The following is a 17,813-nucleotide window of genomic DNA, read 5'->3' as shown; positions in this document are numbered from 1 at the left end:
CCGTTACCTGCGGTACGTAGTACTGTCTCACCACTGTCGGTCACCGTGATACGAATCGATGAGTTTCTCCGCCGCCTCCTCACACGGTCCGCCTTCCGCGACCAAATCCAGAATCAATTGGGGGACCGATACGGTCGAGAACCCATCGACCGTCTGTTGATTGTAGAAGACGTGGTCGTCTATAACCCTGATCCGGGTATTTCCCCCGCCCAGCAGTCCCTTCTCCTCGCCGACCGTTAGCCAGTCGTCGATTTCTGCTGGAGCAATGTAGAAGTCGGTGGTCGAAGCGAAGAGAAACCCCTGCTGCAAGTTCTCCCCTTGGTACGTCGTCAACGCGTACTGCAAGTCAGTCTCCGCTAGCAGGTCCATCGGCTGCTGGAGCGATACCGCCACGTGATTCGGTTCGATCCGCTGATCTAACCACGTCCGGTACAGTTCCGCGGGCGCCACGACCTCGGTCCCTTCGACCAGGCCCCGTTCTTCGAGCGTTTCAGTGAACTGGCGCGTCCACGGCTCAGACGCCTCCGAAAGTTGTGCTAACCGGTACTTCGTCAAATCGTCTCCCACGTGGTTCAACAGAATGCGGATGATCCGCTCTTTGTTGAACCCGCGTTCCCGATCCGGCGTCTCCAGTAACGCCATAATACAGTGGCTATCGCGTGAGATTAAATGCCTAACCAATGCATTGGTTGGGGCAGGTGTTTATATGCCCAACCACGCGGTGTGGAATGCTAGTCGCGCTCGATGGAGATGCTCTATCGACCATCGCCGGACGATAGTAGGCGGGACAGACTCCTACGACCATCTGCTGCGGATGGCTGGCCCAAATAGGAGGGCGAGGCCCAGAATCAAAACCGCGGGGATAAGGATATCACTCGCGCGATCGATAGCAGGCGTGACCGTGAGAAACCGACTCGGAACCAGTTCGGTGCCCACAGCCGCGAGCACGATAAAGAGTGCCCCGACTCCCTTGACATCCTCGGTATCGCCTCCATTGATGACCGTCGAAGCGAGAATTCGCACTACCCCTATAGCGGCAAGAATCCCCACTACCAAGAACGCGTAATCCATCATATTTCGATAGTAAATGGATTTGATTATATATGTATTGAATGCCACTTGTGCACTCTCAAACGGACGGAGATAACACGTGACTTCCTCATGGACCCGCAAGCCGTGAATCAACTCCGGAGGGCGCGTCCTATCCACCAGCAACTCACCGCATCACCGAGCCGCTCTCGGGCGGAACCTACTCACTAAAGACCTCGCCTACCCCTCCAGAACCTGTATGTGCGTGCCGTTCGAAGGCCACCGCTATGGCGACGAGCGGCTCGGAGATGGGGACGGGGATGGCGATCGGCAGCTGTCTCGGCGTCGCGATCGGTTTCGTGACGGACGACCTGGGAATCTGGATACCGATCGGCGTCGCACTCGGTGCGGGCATCGGGGCTGCGTTGCGTTCCCGGTGAGGAATTCGTCTCAGCGACTGACGGTTCGATGGGGTCTCGGTGGTGAGCGTACGCTGTGGGACCGCGGGATCACAGTTCGATCGGCGGTTCGAGTCCGGGGTCGAGCTCGACGATCGTGTCCAGGGACGGGCGCAACTCCTCGAGTCGGTCCGTCGGTTCGACGCGGTCGCGCTCGCGGTCGTGGTCGACGACGCCGGCCGATTCCAGCCGGGGAATGTGTTCGTGATACAGCGAATTCGTGACCCGCGTGAGTACGTCCTCGCCAACCTCTGACGCTGGAGTCTGGTGATTGTATTCGAGGATAGCCGTGGTGAGGTCGTCTCCCGTCACCGCCCGCCCCTCCGTTGCGAGCACAGCGAGCGCGATGCGACGGTGGTCGTTCCGACAGAGATCGAGCACCGTGTCGAAATCACCGGTATCCCCATGCATCACTAGTAATCCGACCGGTCGAGCAGTTCAGCCTGGTTTTTTACTATGTAACACACTTTTAGGTCTCGTCCCGGGGTGGCGCCGATACGTCGGAGAGCGTGTGGCCGAGGATGTGATTGATACCGCGTCGGAGGCGCGAGGCGACGGCCTGCGGTGAGATACCGAGTTCGTCGCCGATCTCTTCCATCGTCACCTCCCGTGGAGATTCGAAGTACCCGCGATTGTAGGCGAGCACCAGGGCTTCCTCCTGTGTCTCGGTGAGCGCTGACTCCGTCTCGGTCTCGAGCGGCGTCAGGGCGTGGAGTTCCGTGATCGTGACCGGAATCTCCAGCTCTCGACAGCGCGTGTGAAAGGCCGCGACGTCGCTTCGGGTGTCCCCGCGGATGTCGAACGTCCACTGCCGACTCGTCCCCGTCGCGCCGACGAGGGGGACGTCGACCTCGGTCAGCACGCTCAGGACGTCGTCGTACTCAACGGACCACTCGACCCGGAGGAGGTACTCGTCCGCGACGGAATCGACGAGTTGGATCCGTTCCACGCCGGGGTGGTCGGTGAACGCGTCCTCGATGTCGTCGACCGCAGTCCCGCGGACCCAGAAGTAGGGGATCACCACGTCCCCCGCCGGGATCAATCGCTCCAGTTCGACCGTCACGTCCGGGAGCTGCGTGAACACGGTGCCGAGCGGGAACTGATCGGACGGCACGGTGAAGGTAGCCTCGGTCGCCATAACGCGACCGAGGACCTGTGGCTTGTAAAATCCATCTCTGGTGTCGGGTGGCCGAGTTGTCCTCCGTCGTCGGTGGTAGTCGGTCGACGGCGCGCGGACGTTCGCGATCGGGGTGTCGAGCAGGTCGAGGACCACAGCCGTCCGTGTGACGTCGACCGGCACCACGTCCTACCCGGGTCCGAACGCCGCGATGTCGGCCCCCACCGTCGCCAGCGCGTCGGCGGGATTCGGATCGCTGTCGGCCAGGTGGGTGTACCGGTGGTCCGGACCGTCCGACAGCGCCGCCGCGATCGCCTCGCTGTAGCGCTCGACGCCCGGTTCCGTCGGGTCGTCGCCGCCCCAGACGTCGCGGATGACCGTCATCGAGTCGATGCGCACGTCCAGCCGGCGCGGCTCGTAGCGAGCAAGCAGTTCGGCGAGCCCGAGCTGGAGGGCGACGTACTCGGCGGTGTTGTTCCCCGTCCGGGCGCCGACGGGGCGACCGAGACGGGCGAGTTCGTCCCCTGCGGCGTCCTGGATGACGGCGCCCGCACCGGCGGGGCCGGGGTTGCCCCGCGAACTACCGTCGACGTAGAGGACGAACGCGTCGCTCGCCGCCTCGGGGACGGGCGGCCGGGAGAGACCCGACTCCAGTAGTCGTTCGAGTGCACTCCGCAACTCGGCCGGGTCGGTCGCGGGATCGAAGAGACCGCCGTAGCCGGGGACCGTGTCGTCGACGACCTCGGTGGCGGCCGCCACCTCGTAGCCGACGCCCGCGAGCACCTCGTCGACGAGCGCGGCGAGCGGGGAGAGGTGTTCGACCGGGAGCGGCTCGTCGGTCACGCCGCGCCCTCCGTCGGATCTTGGGTCCTGGCCGTCACACCCTCGTTCCCGAACGAGCCCGGCGACTGGTCGCACCACTGCATACGGGCCCTCGGTGATCGAGAGGGATACTCTCTCGGTTGCGCCGGTGGCCGGCGAATGCGCTCCGTCGGAGCGGTCTCGGTCCCGATGGAATAGGTGGTGGAGTGTCGGGCGCACCTGACCAGACACGACAACCAGGGCCGGCCACGAGTCAGCGAGCGGTCCGTCTCGACAGTCAGCCTCCGACGAGGACGCGTTCAGGTCGGCCGGGCGGACGAACCCGTGCGATATCCCGTCACAGTCCACTCCGATACAGGAGAGTTCGATGCGACGGTCAACGGGTCGACCGACGCGATTCGAGCGGTAGCCGATGACACGGCTGGGTACCCGCACGAACGGCGTCACCCGGGTACTGGACACGTTCGCCGGTGTCCTCGACGGGTTCGAGACAGTAGCCGGACCAGTCGAACCTGCGAGAAGGGTACTGACGGACTCGGTCCGTCCCGCTCGTCGCAGCTATCACCGCAGTGCTTTCGGTCGCGGAGGCCGGAGTAGCCACCCAGTCACGAACACACTACGTGCTCGTAGCCACACCAGCCACATGACCATCACGTACACGCCGATCGGACGCGTTCGCTCGCCCTACGAGTCTCCCGCCGACGTCGATCACGACGCAGTCGACGAGACGACCGGCGAGATCGTCCTCGACGGGGAGTACGAGGCCGGTCTCGAGGGCATCGAGGAGTTTTCACACGTCGTCGTCTTCGCCCAGTTAGACGAGATCGACGAGTACCGCCTCACCGCTCGGCCGCCACACGCCGACGACCTCGCGGTCGGCGTCTTCGCGACGCGGAGTCCTCACCGGCCCAACCCGCTCGCCCAGACGACCGTCGAGTTGCGTGAACGCGACGGAGCGACGCTTCACGTCAGGGGACTCGATCTCGTCGACGGGACGCCGATCGTCGACGTGAAACCGTACGTCGGATCGATCGACGACGAAGACGCCTCCTTCGGGTGGCTCCAGTCGCTGCGGGAGTGATCGTGGGTACAGAGTGCGGACTGTCTACCGCTCGACGTCCGCTTCGAGACGGACGTCCGGGCTAGTCAGCACGGCTCCGACGCCGTAGCGCACGCCCCGTCGCCCGCGTACATCTACGTCCGACCGGCACACCCACAGAAAACGCCGTAGCGGGCCAAACCGACGGGACGAGGCGATGTCTCAGTACGGCGTCTCGTCGCGGGGGACCGTCTGAATATCGGCGTCCCCGTCGATGATCTCGTACCACGTCTGCACTGGGATTCCACACTGCTCTCGAACGGCGTCACGAGCGAGGCGCCAGTAGTTGGTCCCGGCTGCAACCTGTAGCACCCGCATAGTGGGTTCAGAGACGTACTCCGGTGCTCGCTCGTATACCTCCACGACACAACCGTCGGAGGTGTTGTGCAACTGGGTCCACGCGACACGCTCGACCGCAGGGAATCCGTCGAGCAACGTCTCGGCGAATGGCTCCGGATCAGGACCGACCGTATCGGTTAGCAGCACGGAGACCGCACCATCGGCCCGACGGACGTTGTTGATCCACGTGAAGGCATCCGCCGGCCAACCGGCAGCAACCTCGTGTGCCGACAGCTCGGTATCGAGCGTGACCGTTTCGTTCATGCCCATACCCTGTGAGACGACCGGCGTGTCGAAAACCTGTCGCCGTTCGGACCATCTCTGTGCTACCGGCCCATCGACTCCGTACGGCGACGATCGTCCCGATGCCCAGTCCCGCGACGTTGTCCATCGCGGCGTCCGAGTCCACGGGTGCGGGACTCGGGAGGAAATCGACGCCGGTTCAGGTTCGTCTAGATCGAACGCCGACTGCCTGGGGACGGCGCAGTCGTCTTCCCCGATTCCGGCCAATCGACGGAATCCAGCACTGTACCCGATCACCCGCCTGCTGACCGCGCACGTTCCCAGACGCGGCGGCGATCGTACCCGCCCCGACAGCGGGCGTTCGCGACACCACAATCCCTAGTCTCCGCCGTACCTGACCGTGTCGGGTCTGATACGCATGATGATACGTTCCGTCTCGATCGGACTCGGATACGCCGCGGTTCCCGTATAGCGCCCCGCTAATTCGTCTGCGTGTTCGCGGGCGCCGTCGGTCGTGAGCTCGTCGACTTCACCCGTCACGGAGAGCATCCGATAGGGGTCGTCGGGATCCGTCATGCTGAGGGCTACCCGGGGGTCCGCGCGGACGTTCTTCTCCTTCTGTCGGTCGCGTTCCGTGTTGACGAGGAGTCGGTTCGCCGCCTCGTCGTAGCCGATCCACACGGGTGTCGCGTGCGGCGAGCCGTCGGGGAACAGCGTTGTCAGGTGGGCGAACGTCCGCTTCTCGAACAGGTCGGTCGCGTCTGCGGGGATCGATTCCATACCGTCCGTTCGTCGACCGGGGACAAAATTGCCCGCCATCGCTACCCGTTCAGGTTGGCGCCGGCTCGCGACCAGTTTCGGCGTCGAAACACGGCCCGCTTCAGTGTCGGGTCGCTGCCCGCTTCGTCGTCGGAACGCGGGCTGTAGCCGAAGAGTACTCGCGTCGCTCCCCGCTGCTGCGCTCTTTCGGTGCCACGGCGACGTCAGCCTGAGCGGGCGAGGTGTCTCACCGCCGTGTCCGGGACGGCTGTCCCCCCGGCGAGTCGCTGTACCCTCTCGTTGTCGGAACTGTACGGGGTCCCACCGGGGTGCCAGTACCTGCATAACAAACCGCTCGCTACCGAGAGGCTCCGGTACGGTCACACATGAAGCGACGTACGTACCTGACGACGGCAACGGCGACGACGGCGGTCGCGATCGCGGGGTGTACGAGCGGTGACGACGACCCCGCCAACGAGTCCGACGACGACATCGGCGACTTCGACGACGACGATCCCTCGGAGACGCCCGACGAACTCGCCGGCACGTGGGACGACTTCGAGTCACTCGCCGACTGGACGGCGACGAAGGGATCGATGGAGGCCGACACCGGCCGCTCGGTCACTGGATCACAGTCCGTTCGCATCTCGGCCGACTCCGACGCTCGCGGGCGTATCGTCAAGTCGCTGTCGGCCCCGCTCGACTGTTCAGAGGTGGTTCCCGGTCTCGCCATGGCCTCGGAGTCGAGCAACGCGCCGGCGATCCAGCTGTGGGACGAGAACGGACACAAGGCGCAGTATCGACAGCAGACCGACCCGGAGAACCCGTTCGTTCGACGGAACTTCGGCCTCTCGAAGATGGGCGGCGAGGTGGACCTCTCGCGCATCGGAGAGATCCACATCGTCCACTGGCTGGGCGACGACGGCGAGGGCGATCTGTGGGTGGACGACCTCTTCTTCTCGCCGCGGAGCCAGAACGGCCAGGTGATGGTGCAGTTCCACGGCGGCTACGAGTCCGAGTACGAGCTGGCCTACCCGGTCCTGGACGAACACGACCTCCCGGCGACGACGTTCGTCGCGACCCAGCGCGTCCGCGAGTCCCGAAACGCCGAGGGCGACCGGTTGACGACCGAACAACTCGACGAACTCGCTGGCGCCGGCTGGACCGTCGGCAGTTACGCGTCGCGTGGCCTGCGCCTCCCGGACCTCGACGAGGGTGACCGCGAGAGCGAGGTTCGCGAATCTGCCGCCTGGCTCGAGGACAACGGCTACGACGCACGCTTCTTCGCGTTCCCCGGCGGTCGATTCGACGAGGCCTCCTACGAGGCCGCGACTGACCAGTACGACCTCGCGTTCGCCGGTCGGTTCCCCGCCCAGGGTCACGCCGCGAACCCGCACCTCTGTACGCGCGTCGCGAACCCGGACCCCGAGACGGCAGCGAACCTGGTCGACTGGACGGCCGAGGTCGGCGGTATCACGTCCATCGCGTTCTCACACGTCGACGACGACGTGGTCGCATCGCTGGAGGCGATCGCCTCGTCCGTGAGCGACCACCGGGATGCGGACGACCTGTCGCTCATCTCGCCGGCCCAGATGGCGGACGAGTACGTCTTCTAACCCCGTCGTCACGTCGCCTGCGCCTTCTCGTCGATACGCCTGATCCGCTGCGGGTGTGAAATCGTCACCCGCCGTCGCGGGCACGCTCTCGCCACCCGCCGTCGCAGGCACGCTCTCCCACCCGCCATCGCAGGCACGCTCTCCCACCCGCCGTCGCCGGTGCTCGTCGATCGAGCCCTCGGTACACCGTGCGTCGACACGCCCGCCGACGGCCCGACGCGATCGTCGACGCACGCTCCGTCACGAACACCAGTCACGTCACTCGTCGACTGCGACCGTCGCGCCGGTATCACTCACTCACTGATACGTCGAACTCGTCGCGGTCGACCGCCAGCCGGTACGTCGGTACCGTCCGGTACTCCACCTCGACGATGCCGAGGCGCTTGAGCCGTTGCAGCCCCGACCGTACGTCGTCGACGTCGGGGTCGTCCACCGCTCCGGTCTCGCGGACGGCCTGGAGGACGGCGACGACGCTCGCCGAGCGGTCCGACGGGCCGGGGACGACGGAGAGGATCGTCTCCTGGAAGGGCGTCACGCTCACTCTCGATGGAACCCCGTCGTCCGGATCGCTTTCGATGCCAGGTTCGACGTCGACGAGGTCGGCTGCCTCCGGCGTCGCCCGGATGAGGCTGTTGTCGTCGCGGAAGTAGTACTCCGAGAGCTCCGATTCCAGGAACTGGTGGACGTCGCTGCCGCTCTCCAGGTCCCACCGATCCTGGAGTTCGCTGTTCTTCGTCGGCTGGAGCTGCACCACGTCGGCGAGGCGATCGCGCGCCTCCTCGGAGAGACTCATCACGCGAGGCTACGGTCAATCGGTACTTTTGCATTGCGACCGCCACCCGTCGGCCGCGGCGAGCGAGTGGTTCGTCTCGACGGCGTCGCGACGCCGTTCCGCTCGTTCGTCCGTCCCGCTCGTTCGTCCGTTCCGCTCGCTCCGCCCGCACGGTGTGCGCTCACACCCCATCACGGTCGCCGTCACTCGGCGGCGGCCGTTGGGGCACCCTCTCGATCCAGGGTCTCGTCGACCTGCGTCGCGACGAGGACGGCGCCGATCGCGGCCAGTCCGGCGGCGAAGACGAACGGGACGGCGAAGTCGATCCCGACCAGGAAGCCCGAGATGAGCGGCCCGATGGCGATGCCGAACCCGAACGCCATCGTCAGGACCGACAGCGTCGTCCCGGACTCCCCCTCGGGGGCCAGATCGCCGGCGAGCGCCAGCGCCGGCGCGAACACCATCGCACCGGCGACCCCCTGTCCGATTCTGGCGACGAACATCGCGAGCGACGTCCCGACGAACCCCTGGACCAGCGTCGTCGGAACCAGGACGATCATTCCGGCGAGGATGAACGGCCGTCGGCCGAACCGATCGCTCGCGCGACCGATCGGCGTCTGGAGGACGATCTGGGCGATGACGAACGCCGAGAACTGCAGGCCGAACCAGGTCGACGCCTGATCGAGTCGCGCGTTGACGGTGTTCTGAAGCGTCGCGAAGATCGAGATACCGATCATCATGAACAGCGTGGCGAGGCCGAGCGTGATCACAGGATTGAGCACGTTCTGCCCGCGTGGATCGCCGAGGGAGAGAGACGGCGCGCCGCCCGCTCGCCGCTCGATGTCCGACGGATCGGTGATCAGCGTGGCGACCATCGCGAGACTGATCAGCGCCGTCACCGTCGCGATCAGGAACGTCGCCTCGAAGCCGCTGATCGTCACCGCCGAGTCGCCGACCGAAAGTGCGTACGGCCCGCCGGCGACGACGGCGCCTGCGGCGACCGGGCCCGCGCCGAAGCCGACGAGCCTGAACGTGTTGTAGACGCCCATGTTCCCGCCGCGGTCGCCGGCCGTCGCCAGTTCGTTGACCAGCGCGACCGACGTGGGCACGATGAACGCGATACTCACCCCCTGCAACGCCCGAAGGACGACCAGCGAGAGGTACGACCCGGCGAACAGGTAGAGGAAGTTGGTGGTCGCCAGTCCTGCCAGTCCCACCAGGATGAATCGCTTCCGTGCGCCCCTGCTGTCGGACAGTCGTCCCGTAAACGGCTGAAAGAGGCTGTTGAGCAGGCCGTACAGCGAGAGAATGACTCCGATGATCATCGCCTCGGTGAGGCCAAACGTCGGCCCGCCGACCACGCTGCTCGCGACGTACGGCGGGATCACGATGATCAGGAACGAGTTGCCGATGCCGTCAGCGAGCCGGGCGAACGCGAGCGCGAAGACCCGACGGTCCACGGCGAACGCGCCGCGGACCGACCGGAGACCCGACCGTAGCATTCGTGTCTCCATTCGGAGGCGGGGCCCATGACGATTTCGAACCGAAATGATATCGGATCGACGTTCGTCGCCTGTCCACCGCGGAGACTCTCTGCGCCACTACGACGACCATTCTGTACTCCCCTCGCCGAATCGTTCCGTGTGGACGCTCTCTCGCTCACTGAACTCACCGATCACCTCGGCAGGATTTCGTATCTGGTCTCGAAGACCACCGTCGAGTGCGAACCCGGCGATACGACGCTCCGACTCGCCGACGGCGAGACCGAACTCGAATCCGAACGCGTACTCGGTATTCGCGCGAAACGCCGTCGGCGAGCCGTATCGATCGGACGACGACAGCTACTCACCACCGTCCGGTCCCCACCGTTCTCGACGGTTCTGTCCGTCGTCCGTCGACCGTCCGGACGCGTGGGCCGTCCGACCGTCGTTACACCACGCGGAAACGGGTCCTGAACGTCGTTACACCACGCAGAAACGGGTCCTGACCGTCGTCACACCGCGGGGGAACGGGTAGGGACCAAACACGCCGCTTAAGGTCGTCGACCCGCCACGATAGCACACCAATGGAGTTCTGCGACGAGTGCGGTTCGATGATGAAAGCCGACGACGGCACCTGGGTCTGTGCCAGTTGCGGCTTCGAGAAGCCGAGGGGCGACGCGGACGAGTTCGTCGTCACGGACGACCAGGAGGCGGGCGAGGTCATCGAGTCCTCCGACGAGTCGTCGCTCCCCGAGACCGATGCCCAGTGTCCCGAGTGCGGCAACGACCGCGCCTACTGGTACCTCCAGCAGATCCGTTCCGCGGACGAATCGGAGACCCGCTTTTTCATCTGCACCGAGTGCGAGCACAAGTGGCGCGAAGACGACCACTGACGACCTGTTCCATCGGGTGACGTCGGGCTGGTACGTAGCGCGAACCGCGTGGTGCCACCGCCGCCACGGCAGACAGGTGAGTCTTCGGCCTGGAACTCGTTCGCTGCATACGGGCGCTGCGAGGAGTGTCACCGCCTCGACAGTCGCGGCGCGTCTCGCCGCCTATTCGTACGGGCAACGAACCGTCCGGTCCCACTCGACTCGTAGCACGTCCACGAATCGGGCCGCGAGTGCGTTCGCGCTCGCGGTGAAACGACGTGCGCCACACGTGTCCGCCGGTGCCGTCGTCGGGTCCCCGAACCAATCGGCTGTCCCGGCTTGAGTCGGTATCGGTCTCCGGTCCGACCCGGTCGGCGCTGTCGACGCTTCGTCGGCGTGTCGAGGTTCGTTGAATCGAGCGGTGCGCTTATTCCCTCTCCCGTGTTAGGTGCTAACGGTGATCGTGTATGAAGAAGAACGTCGGCGGCACCGATCGCACCGCACGGCTCGTCGTCGGACCGATCCTGGCGCTGGTCGGCGTCGCCATCCTCGGCGGCTGGATCGGCCTCGGCGGCACGCTGGGAACGGTTCTGGGCGCGCTCGCGGTCCTCGTGGGCGTGGTACTCCTGTTCACCGGCGCCACACAGGTCTGTGTATTGAACCGGTTGCTTGGCGTCGATACCTACCGCGGGCGGTGACCCGGCCGCCCGGGTCCGGCCCGCGCTCGATCGCGCGTGAGCGCCACCGTCAGTCGTTTCTGGCGATCGTGAGATAGCCCGTGTGTCCGACGGGCGCGGTCGAGGGCCGCGAGCCGCGGTCGTCGAAGTCCATCTCCCGCTGGATAGTCTCCCGGGTACGGACGTCCGCGAGGCCCGCGTCGTGGGCCGCCGCGACCACGTCGCGAGAGTCCTCGACGAAGGGGCTGTAGACGGCGACGAAGCCGCCCTCGACCAGCATATCGGGTGCGCGTTCGACGATGTCAGGGGCGTCACCAGTGTCGAGCGTCAGCACGTCGAACGCCTCGGCGTCGGCAACGTCGTCGAGTTCTTCGGTCAGGTCACCCGTCCGGACGTCGACCGACTCGGCGACGTTCGCAAGCGCCATGTTCTCGCGGGCGACGTCGGCGAAGTCGGCGTCGTGTTCGTAGGTGACGACCGACGCACCGGCTCTGGCCACGGAGGCGGAGAGGACGCCCGTCCCCGTCCCCGCGTCGAGCACGCGATCGCCGGCGCAGACGCCGGTCTCGCCGATTATCAGGCCAATGTCGCGCGGCACCATGGGTGCGCCCGTCCGGTCGAAGTGATGAAAGAGGTCGGGGCCGCGCAAGCGGCGGACGCGAAACTCGGTGCCCAGGTGCGTCTCGATCGTCTGTCCCGGTTCGACGTCTGCGGGAACGTCGAGCACGCCGAGGTCGGTGCCGAACTCCTCGCCCGGATCGACGAGGTACTCGCGGTCCTCGCAGACGACGAGGACCGTCACGACTGGCTCACTCCAGCTCGGCGACGGCCGCCGCCAGGTCGCCGTCGTTCGCCTCGAGCGCCGCTCGCGCGTCCTCCTCGCTCGCTCCCGTTCGCGTCGCGACGAGGTCGACGTCCTCGGCGTCGAAGCTGGCGCCGTCCGAACTGGATCCGTCAGCACTCCCCTCGCTGCGGTCGCGCTCCGACGGGGTGCCGATGATCTGGAAGGTCTCCTGGCCACGGGCGTCCATCTTGGTGACGTCGGGCGACTCGAAGACGAGGTCGTGATCGGCCGTCCGGATGATCACCTCTTCGGCGTCGAGCTCGTCCATGTCGATGCCCATCTGGTTCATCATCTGTTCCATCTTCCGCGGGTCGAGTCCGCCGCCTCCCCCGAACATACTCTGTCGGTTGCCACGCGCGGGCAAAAGGCTGACGACCGCCGACGGTCGACGCGACGAACGGGCCGACGACGCGTCGCGTGGGTCGTTCGTCCCGTACCGCGGTCTGCCGGTTCGTCCCGGCTCCGTTCTCTCTCTCTCTCTCTCTCTCTCTCTCTTGCGTCTCCGTCCCGTCCTACGTCACTCCGCGTCAGGGGCACCCTCACGGACCTTCACCGCCATCCCCGTCTCGAAGTCTTCCATTCCGTCCGCCGATAGCTCAGCGCGCCCGACCGCCAGCACGTCGCCCCGTTCGTGGCAGACGACGACCTCGTCGCCGGGACGGACCTCGTCTCCGACGGCGCGGACGAACTTCGCGAAGACGTTCTTGCCGTCGCGGACGAAGGGCTCGCTCTCGTCGTCGACTACGACGCGACTCGCCGGCGCGTCGAGCGCGTCGGCGAGTCGCCGCCCGCCCGCCAGTCCGAGCGTGAATCGTCCGTCCGTTCCGAACGAGGCGAGTCTCTCCTCGTCGACGTGGATCTGCTGGGGGCGACCGCCACTCGTTCGGGTGATCGTGGGTGATTCGTCCGCCGGGAACAGGGCGTCGCCGGCGCCCGATCCGAACTGGTACTCGGCGATCCGCCGCAGCGTCGACCGATCGACCGCGTCAGTCATCGGCGTCACTTGCGGTTGGACCGTCGAAAGGGTATCGAACCGATCGACAGCGTCTTCGTCGACGGGGAGACGACGTCCGACCGTACCTTTCTGATCGAATCAGACAACAATCTATACTGTTGGCGCTCGAACCGATAGCATTTTACTACGTATGTCCGCTATTTCCACCACGAATGGACGGGACACAGATCGCGCTCGGCACGCTCCTCCTCGTCTCAGCCGGGCTCATCACCGTCGGGCAGTCGGTGGTCGGGCAGACGCTGGGGCTGTACGCGATCGCGATTCTCGGCGTCTGCCTCGCGCTCTGGGCGGGTATCGTCGGCGGGATCAGGAGTTTCCAGTCGAGATCCGCCTGAGTGCCCCGGGTTCGGTTTCTGCGACGAGCGTCGCTCCGTTTCGACATCGACGAGCCAGGAGTCGGACCCGGCAGCTGTCCGAGCGCTGAGAGCGGCCCGCGAGGTCGAGACCGACGGACGTGGGAGCGACCGAACCGGACGCGGTCGCCATCGGCTGTGGATCGGTGTGGGTCAGTTTCGACCGTCTCAGAGGAGGAATCGGTCGGCGTCGCCGTCGAGGTCGACGAACGAGTCGGTCGCCTCGATCAGTTCCTCGGCGGTGGAGGACTCGAACGCCATTACCTCCGGGCGAACGCCTTCGTGTCTGAGGTGCGAACACAGCCGCGAGAAGTCGCCGTCGCCGGTACACAGGACGATCGTGTCGACGTGATTGGCGAGTGTGACGGCGTCGAGGCTCATCCCGACGTCCCAGTCGGCCTTCTTCGACCCGTCGGGAAACCGTTTGATGTCCTTGATCTTGGTCTCGAAGCCGATGTCGACGAGTGCCTCGAAGAAACTCTCTTCGTCGGGGGCGTCGGCACGGATGACGTAGGAGATCGCCCGGGTGAGCTGTCGATCGCCGACGGCCGCCTCGAGCAACTCGGAGTAGTCGATGTTACGACTGTGGAGACTCTGCGCGGAGTGATAGAGGTTCTGCGCGTCGACGAGTACCGCCACCCGCTGGCCGGGGTGAACGTCAGTCATACTCGAAGGATAACGGTTGGCGGTCAAATGGCTTGCGACGCGTTCTGGGCCGTTCGACCGACGCCGTCTCCGACCTATCCTGGCGACGATTCGGCCCGCTGATGGTACACGACGAACACCACGACGGCGTGGACCGTTCCGACGACCGTCGTACTGAAGACCGTTCCCAGCGCGGCGCCGACGGTCGGGTCCGGTGCGACGACCGCCACGCCGGTCATGACGTAACCGGCGTATCCGAGGAGGACGACGACGGCGACGATCGCCGCGAACCGGTCGGTCACGAGTGCGACGCTCTCGCGTACAGCCCCAATCGGCCCGTCTCCATCCAGCACGACGTACGCGGGCGCCGGGAACAGGCCGACGGAAATCGGCCACCCAACGAGCAACACGACCAGTGCCGTTCCGGTACCGCCGACGCCGGCCCAGGACGCGTACGTCGCCACGAGCAGCGCCCCCTCGACGACGAGGACGTAGCTCACGAGCCAGCACACCCGGCCCACGGGTGGGACGTGCCCGCTCGTCCCGTCGGCGACCGTCCAGAGCCCGATCGCGAACGCGACCGTCGTCGCCAGGACGACCGCCAGGTCGAGGCCGACGAGGAACGCGAGAAACTGCGGTTTCAGCCCCGAAATTGCACCGGGTCCGTACTCGAGCCCGGCCTGGCCGTCCGGAACGAACGAGACGGGGAGGTGGACGTATCCACGCTCGGGAAATCGGGCTGGGGCGAGCGCGATCGGACTCGCGAGCCTGGCGAGCGTGGTTCCACCGCCGAGGAGCCCGAGCGCCAGAAACGGGACGAACACGCGTGGTCGGTCACGCAGCACGACGAGGGTAGCCCGGAGGACCGACGCGTCGACCACCGCGTTCACCCGCCGCCCGGTCGCTCCTCCGAGGGACCCGGCCGATCCTCTCGAAACTGTCGAATTTCCGCCGCTACCGGGCCCGTTCGTCGACCTGCTGTCGTCGTCGATTACATCGTTCGGGGACATAGTCGTGTTCGATCACTCGAGGCCGTACAGCCCGATCGTCATCCCGAGGACGATGCGATCGTCGGTGACGACCGCCGGCGTCGAGGCGACCCGTTCGGTCTCACTGCCGCCGGCCGTTCCGACCAGCTCGGTGAACGTCCACAGGTGCTCGCCGTTCGTTCGATCCAGCGCGTGGAGTCCGTCCCCGCCGGGAACCAGGAGACAGTCGCCGGCGATCGTCGGCGGCTGGACGGTCACGCCGAAGTCGAATCCCGGTTCGTCCGCGAGTCGTTCCTCCCAGTGCACCTCGCCGTCGGCGCGGTCGACGGCTGCGACGGCGAACTCGTCCGCACTCGAACGATCGCCGACCGTTCCGAGGTGGTAGATGGCTTCCCCGCCGACGGCGACGCCGTTGTGGCGGTGTCGCTCGAACGAACGCGTCCAGCTGGTGTCGCCCGTCTTGGCGTCGAGTTCGCGGAGCCGAACCGTCTCATCGCTGTCGGCTCCGTCGACGACGTAGACGCGTCCGTCGCCCGCCGCGAGTGCGTTTCGATCCGCCGGGCCGAGATCGCCCCCATCGCCGCTCTCGTCCGTCCACTTCGAGGTCCCGTCCCGGACGTCGATGGCGACGAGCCCCGGATCGGAGACGTCGCGAACCCCGACCACGACCGTCCCGGTCGACTCGTCGACCACCAGACCGAGGGGTTCGGAGACGTTCTCGACCGCGTCTCGGAGGTCGTACCGCCAGTGGACACTGCCGTCGTCCGTGTCGACAGCCCAGGCCGTGTTCGAGAACCCGTTGACCCCGACCACGCTGCCACCGGAGACGACCGGCGTGGCTCCCCATCTGACGTCGGTGGCCACTCCACCGACGGGCCGGGTACCGGTTTCGTCCCCGTCGGTCCACCAGCGAGCGCGACGCTCCCCGAGGCCGGAGACCTCGTCTGGCCAGCGTTCGGGATCGGCCGCGTATCCGCCCACGGTATCGCCGTAGGGAACGACCAGCACGCCGTCGTCGTAGGCGGCCGTCGAACCGAATGCCATCGGACCGCCGCGGCCGAAGCCGCCGTACGTGCCGACGTTCGGCCCCTCACCCGTCGCCGGGTCGAGGACGAAGAGACCGTTCGCGTACTGGCAGTAGCCGACGCCGTTCGCCACGACCGGCGGCAACCAGCTCGAGGCACTGACCTGTCGCTCCCAGGCGACGTCGACGCCGTCTCGCGACAGCCGAGCGTCGGGAACGTGGCGAGTTCGGCCAGGGCCCCTGCCGTACATCCGCCAGTCTGCCCCGGTCGCTTCGGGGGTCGCGTCGACGTCGAAGCAGCCGGCGACGAGCATCGCGCTCGCGCCGGCGAGTACCGTCCGTCGACTCGGTTTCGTTCCGCGATCCACGATGGTTGCTTCGCGATCGTGTCTGTGCTGTACTAAACGTGTCCCATTCGCGGCCGCTCGAAGTGCGACGTGAGAAATCACGCGGTCGTTCAGCACTCGCGTCAGAGAGCGTTCGGTCGGCGTCGCCACCCACGACGGGTGCTTCCGAACGAACTCAGTTCCGTAGCTTCGCGATCCGCTTTTCGGTCGGCGGGTGTGTCGAGAGGATTCGCTGGAGCAGGCTGCGGTCGGCGTTGAAGATACAGAGGGCGGCGACGGTGTCGTTGGTCTGTTGCTCGCGTCCCTCGGCGCCCGCGGAGATCTTCTGGAGCGCGCGTGCGAGGGGTTCGCCGCTTCCGATGGCTTCCTTCGCGTCTTCGTCGGCGGCGTACTCGCGGTACCGGGAGATGGCCATCACGAAGACCATCACGAGCAGGTTCGCGAGCTGGGAGGCGACCATCGCCAGGATCCACGAACCGATGTTTCGCTCGCCGCCGAAGAGGACGGCGAAGTACGCGGCGTACCCGACGATCATGCCGATTGACTGGCCGACGACCATCGTGATCACGTCGCGGTTCTTGATGTGGGCGAGCTCGTGGGCGATGACACCCTCGAGTTCGTCCTCGTCGAGGATCGCCATCAGTTCCTCGGAGACGACCACGACGCCGGCGCCCTTCCGACCGACGGCGAAGGCGTTCGGGACGCCCATCCCCTGTTTCATCAGGCGGACGTTCGAGAGGCCCATGTCCCGGGCGAGCGAGTCGGTCATGTGGTGGACGCGCTGGTAGCGGCCGGTCTCGGGCATGTCTTCGGCGCCGCGCAGGGCCATCCACTTGCCGATCTTGTACTGGATCGGGGGAACGACCAGGAGACCGGCGGCGAGGACGATAAACAGGTTGAACCCGGTCGCCGCTGCGACGACCGTCGCAGTGGCCAGGTAGAACCCGAACAGGATGGCGCCGACGACGACCATCCGCACTTTCAATCCGACGTCTGTCATGGACGGGAATAGGTAAGCGAGAGCCATAAGTTCGGCGGTGCGGCGTGTGAACCGATCGCATCCACTCTCGACGAGCGGCTGGTCGCCGCTGGTCCGGAGGAGTCGTGACGGACGGGACGGTATCGACCGGCTCGGCGCGACGGCACTGCCGCTGATCCGCCGGTACCGTCGACCGGTCGGACCGTCGTCGAGTGTGTACAGCGATACGAGGAGCCCGCTCACAGCTTCAGCCGTGGGAGGATGTCGACCAGCCGACCGGTGTCACGATCGGTCGCCGGCCCGGCGGGTGCAAAAACGGTGACCAGCACAATA

General features: G+C 66.2%; 22 protein-coding genes. 6 read left to right on the top strand and 16 right to left on the bottom strand.

The window, feature by feature from the left end:
• Positions 1-27: 27 nt before the first annotated feature.
• Both NO366_RS00380 and NO366_RS00375 read right to left on the bottom strand, forming a co-directional pair.
• Positions 28-642, bottom strand: a complete 615-nt coding sequence (locus tag NO366_RS00380; RefSeq protein WP_256532341.1) for a hypothetical protein — start codon at positions 640-642, stop codon at positions 28-30.
• A gap of 153 nt (positions 643-795) precedes the next feature.
• Complete coding sequence (locus tag NO366_RS00375) at positions 796-1,074, bottom strand: hypothetical protein (protein WP_256532340.1); 279 nt, start codon at positions 1,072-1,074, stop codon at positions 796-798.
• Positions 1,075-1,316: 242 nt separating this feature from the next.
• Between NO366_RS00375 and NO366_RS00370 the strand changes: the two genes are divergently transcribed.
• A complete protein-coding gene (locus NO366_RS00370) occupies positions 1,317-1,469 on the top strand; it encodes a glycine zipper domain-containing protein (RefSeq protein ID WP_256532339.1) in 153 nt (50 codons plus the stop codon).
• 69 nt (positions 1,470-1,538) lie between these two features.
• Here NO366_RS00370 and NO366_RS00365 read toward each other — a convergent pair whose 3' ends face one another.
• From NO366_RS00365 to NO366_RS00355, 3 genes are all read right to left on the bottom strand, one after another.
• Positions 1,539-1,898, bottom strand: a complete 360-nt coding sequence (locus tag NO366_RS00365) for a DUF7344 domain-containing protein (RefSeq protein WP_256532338.1) — start codon at positions 1,896-1,898, stop codon at positions 1,539-1,541.
• Between the two features lie 58 nt (positions 1,899-1,956).
• Positions 1,957-2,625 (bottom strand): helix-turn-helix domain-containing protein, encoded by a 669-nt coding sequence (locus NO366_RS00360; protein ID WP_256532337.1) that lies wholly within the window; start codon positions 2,623-2,625, stop codon positions 1,957-1,959.
• 168 nt (positions 2,626-2,793) lie between these two features.
• Positions 2,794-3,447, bottom strand: a complete 654-nt coding sequence (locus NO366_RS00355) for a ribonuclease HI family protein (RefSeq protein WP_256532336.1) — start codon at positions 3,445-3,447, stop codon at positions 2,794-2,796.
• A 622-nt stretch (positions 3,448-4,069) separates the two neighbouring features.
• Between NO366_RS00355 and tsaA the strand changes: the two genes are divergently transcribed.
• Positions 4,070-4,507, top strand: coding sequence for a tRNA (N6-threonylcarbamoyladenosine(37)-N6)-methyltransferase TrmO (gene tsaA / locus NO366_RS00350; protein ID WP_256532335.1), 438 nt, complete (start codon positions 4,070-4,072; stop codon positions 4,505-4,507).
• Positions 4,508-4,687: 180 nt separating this feature from the next.
• Here tsaA and NO366_RS00345 read toward each other — a convergent pair whose 3' ends face one another.
• Together NO366_RS00345 and NO366_RS00340 are read right to left on the bottom strand one after the other, a co-directional pair.
• Positions 4,688-5,134, bottom strand: a complete 447-nt coding sequence (locus tag NO366_RS00345) for a hypothetical protein (protein WP_256532334.1) — start codon at positions 5,132-5,134, stop codon at positions 4,688-4,690.
• A 351-nt stretch (positions 5,135-5,485) separates the two neighbouring features.
• Positions 5,486-5,887, bottom strand: a complete 402-nt coding sequence (locus NO366_RS00340; RefSeq protein WP_256532333.1) for a PPOX class F420-dependent oxidoreductase — start codon at positions 5,885-5,887, stop codon at positions 5,486-5,488.
• 365 nt (positions 5,888-6,252) lie between these two features.
• On the opposite strand from NO366_RS00340, the gene NO366_RS00335 reads away from it, so the two are divergent.
• Positions 6,253-7,482: a polysaccharide deacetylase family protein gene (locus NO366_RS00335; RefSeq protein WP_256532332.1), complete on the top strand. Its 1,230-nt coding sequence runs from the start codon at positions 6,253-6,255 to the stop codon at positions 7,480-7,482.
• A 289-nt stretch (positions 7,483-7,771) separates the two neighbouring features.
• Here NO366_RS00335 and NO366_RS00330 read toward each other — a convergent pair whose 3' ends face one another.
• Positions 7,772-8,275 carry a DUF5797 family protein gene (locus NO366_RS00330; RefSeq protein WP_256532331.1) on the bottom strand — a complete coding sequence of 168 codons (504 nt, stop codon included), beginning with the start codon at positions 8,273-8,275 and terminating at the stop codon, positions 7,772-7,774.
• Positions 8,276-8,457: 182 nt separating this feature from the next.
• On the bottom strand, positions 8,458-9,756 hold the full coding sequence (locus NO366_RS00325) for an MFS transporter (RefSeq protein WP_256532330.1): 1,299 nt from the start codon (positions 9,754-9,756) through the stop codon (positions 8,458-8,460).
• A 563-nt stretch (positions 9,757-10,319) separates the two neighbouring features.
• Here NO366_RS00325 and NO366_RS00320 point away from each other — a divergent pair.
• Positions 10,320-10,628: a transcription factor S gene (locus NO366_RS00320; RefSeq protein ID WP_256532329.1), complete on the top strand. Its 309-nt coding sequence runs from the start codon at positions 10,320-10,322 to the stop codon at positions 10,626-10,628.
• A gap of 446 nt (positions 10,629-11,074) precedes the next feature.
• Entirely contained in the window at positions 11,075-11,305 is a 231-nt protein-coding gene (locus NO366_RS00315; RefSeq protein WP_256532328.1) for a YgaP family membrane protein, read from the top strand.
• Positions 11,306-11,354: 49 nt separating this feature from the next.
• Here the strand turns inward: NO366_RS00315 and NO366_RS00310 are convergent, their stop codons facing one another.
• The 3 genes from NO366_RS00310 to NO366_RS00300 all read right to left on the bottom strand — a co-directional run bounded on the left by NO366_RS00310 (position 11,355) and on the right by NO366_RS00300 (position 13,122).
• Positions 11,355-12,086, bottom strand: coding sequence for a 50S ribosomal protein L11 methyltransferase (locus NO366_RS00310; RefSeq protein ID WP_256532327.1), 732 nt, complete (start codon positions 12,084-12,086; stop codon positions 11,355-11,357).
• Between the two features lie 7 nt (positions 12,087-12,093).
• A complete protein-coding gene (locus NO366_RS00305; protein WP_256532326.1) occupies positions 12,094-12,465 on the bottom strand; it encodes a nascent polypeptide-associated complex protein in 372 nt (123 codons plus the stop codon).
• A 180-nt stretch (positions 12,466-12,645) separates the two neighbouring features.
• Positions 12,646-13,122, bottom strand: a complete 477-nt coding sequence (locus NO366_RS00300) for a PUA domain-containing protein (RefSeq protein ID WP_256532325.1) — start codon at positions 13,120-13,122, stop codon at positions 12,646-12,648.
• Between the two features lie 173 nt (positions 13,123-13,295).
• Here NO366_RS00300 and NO366_RS00295 point away from each other — a divergent pair, with 173 nt between their 5' ends.
• Positions 13,296-13,478: a hypothetical protein gene (locus tag NO366_RS00295; protein ID WP_256532324.1), complete on the top strand. Its 183-nt coding sequence runs from the start codon at positions 13,296-13,298 to the stop codon at positions 13,476-13,478.
• A 186-nt stretch (positions 13,479-13,664) separates the two neighbouring features.
• Here NO366_RS00295 and NO366_RS00290 read toward each other — a convergent pair whose 3' ends face one another.
• The 4 genes from NO366_RS00290 to NO366_RS00275 all read right to left on the bottom strand — a co-directional run bounded on the left by NO366_RS00290 (position 13,665) and on the right by NO366_RS00275 (position 17,501).
• Positions 13,665-14,162, bottom strand: a complete 498-nt coding sequence (locus NO366_RS00290) for a LabA-like NYN domain-containing protein (protein ID WP_256532323.1) — start codon at positions 14,160-14,162, stop codon at positions 13,665-13,667.
• Between the two features lie 74 nt (positions 14,163-14,236).
• Positions 14,237-15,022: a hypothetical protein gene (locus tag NO366_RS00285; RefSeq protein ID WP_256532322.1), complete on the bottom strand. Its 786-nt coding sequence runs from the start codon at positions 15,020-15,022 to the stop codon at positions 14,237-14,239.
• Between the two features lie 141 nt (positions 15,023-15,163).
• A complete protein-coding gene (locus NO366_RS00280; RefSeq protein WP_256532321.1) occupies positions 15,164-16,522 on the bottom strand; it encodes an outer membrane protein assembly factor BamB family protein in 1,359 nt (452 codons plus the stop codon).
• Between the two features lie 154 nt (positions 16,523-16,676).
• Positions 16,677-17,501 (bottom strand): M48 family metallopeptidase, encoded by an 825-nt coding sequence (locus tag NO366_RS00275; protein WP_256532320.1) that lies wholly within the window; start codon positions 17,499-17,501, stop codon positions 16,677-16,679.
• Positions 17,502-17,813: the final 312 nt, after the last annotated feature.

The sequence above is a fragment of the Halovivax cerinus genome, assembly GCF_024498195.1.
GTDB lineage: Archaea > Halobacteriota > Halobacteria > Halobacteriales > Natrialbaceae > Halovivax > Halovivax cerinus.
This window is presented reverse-complemented; position numbering and strand designations above follow the sequence as displayed.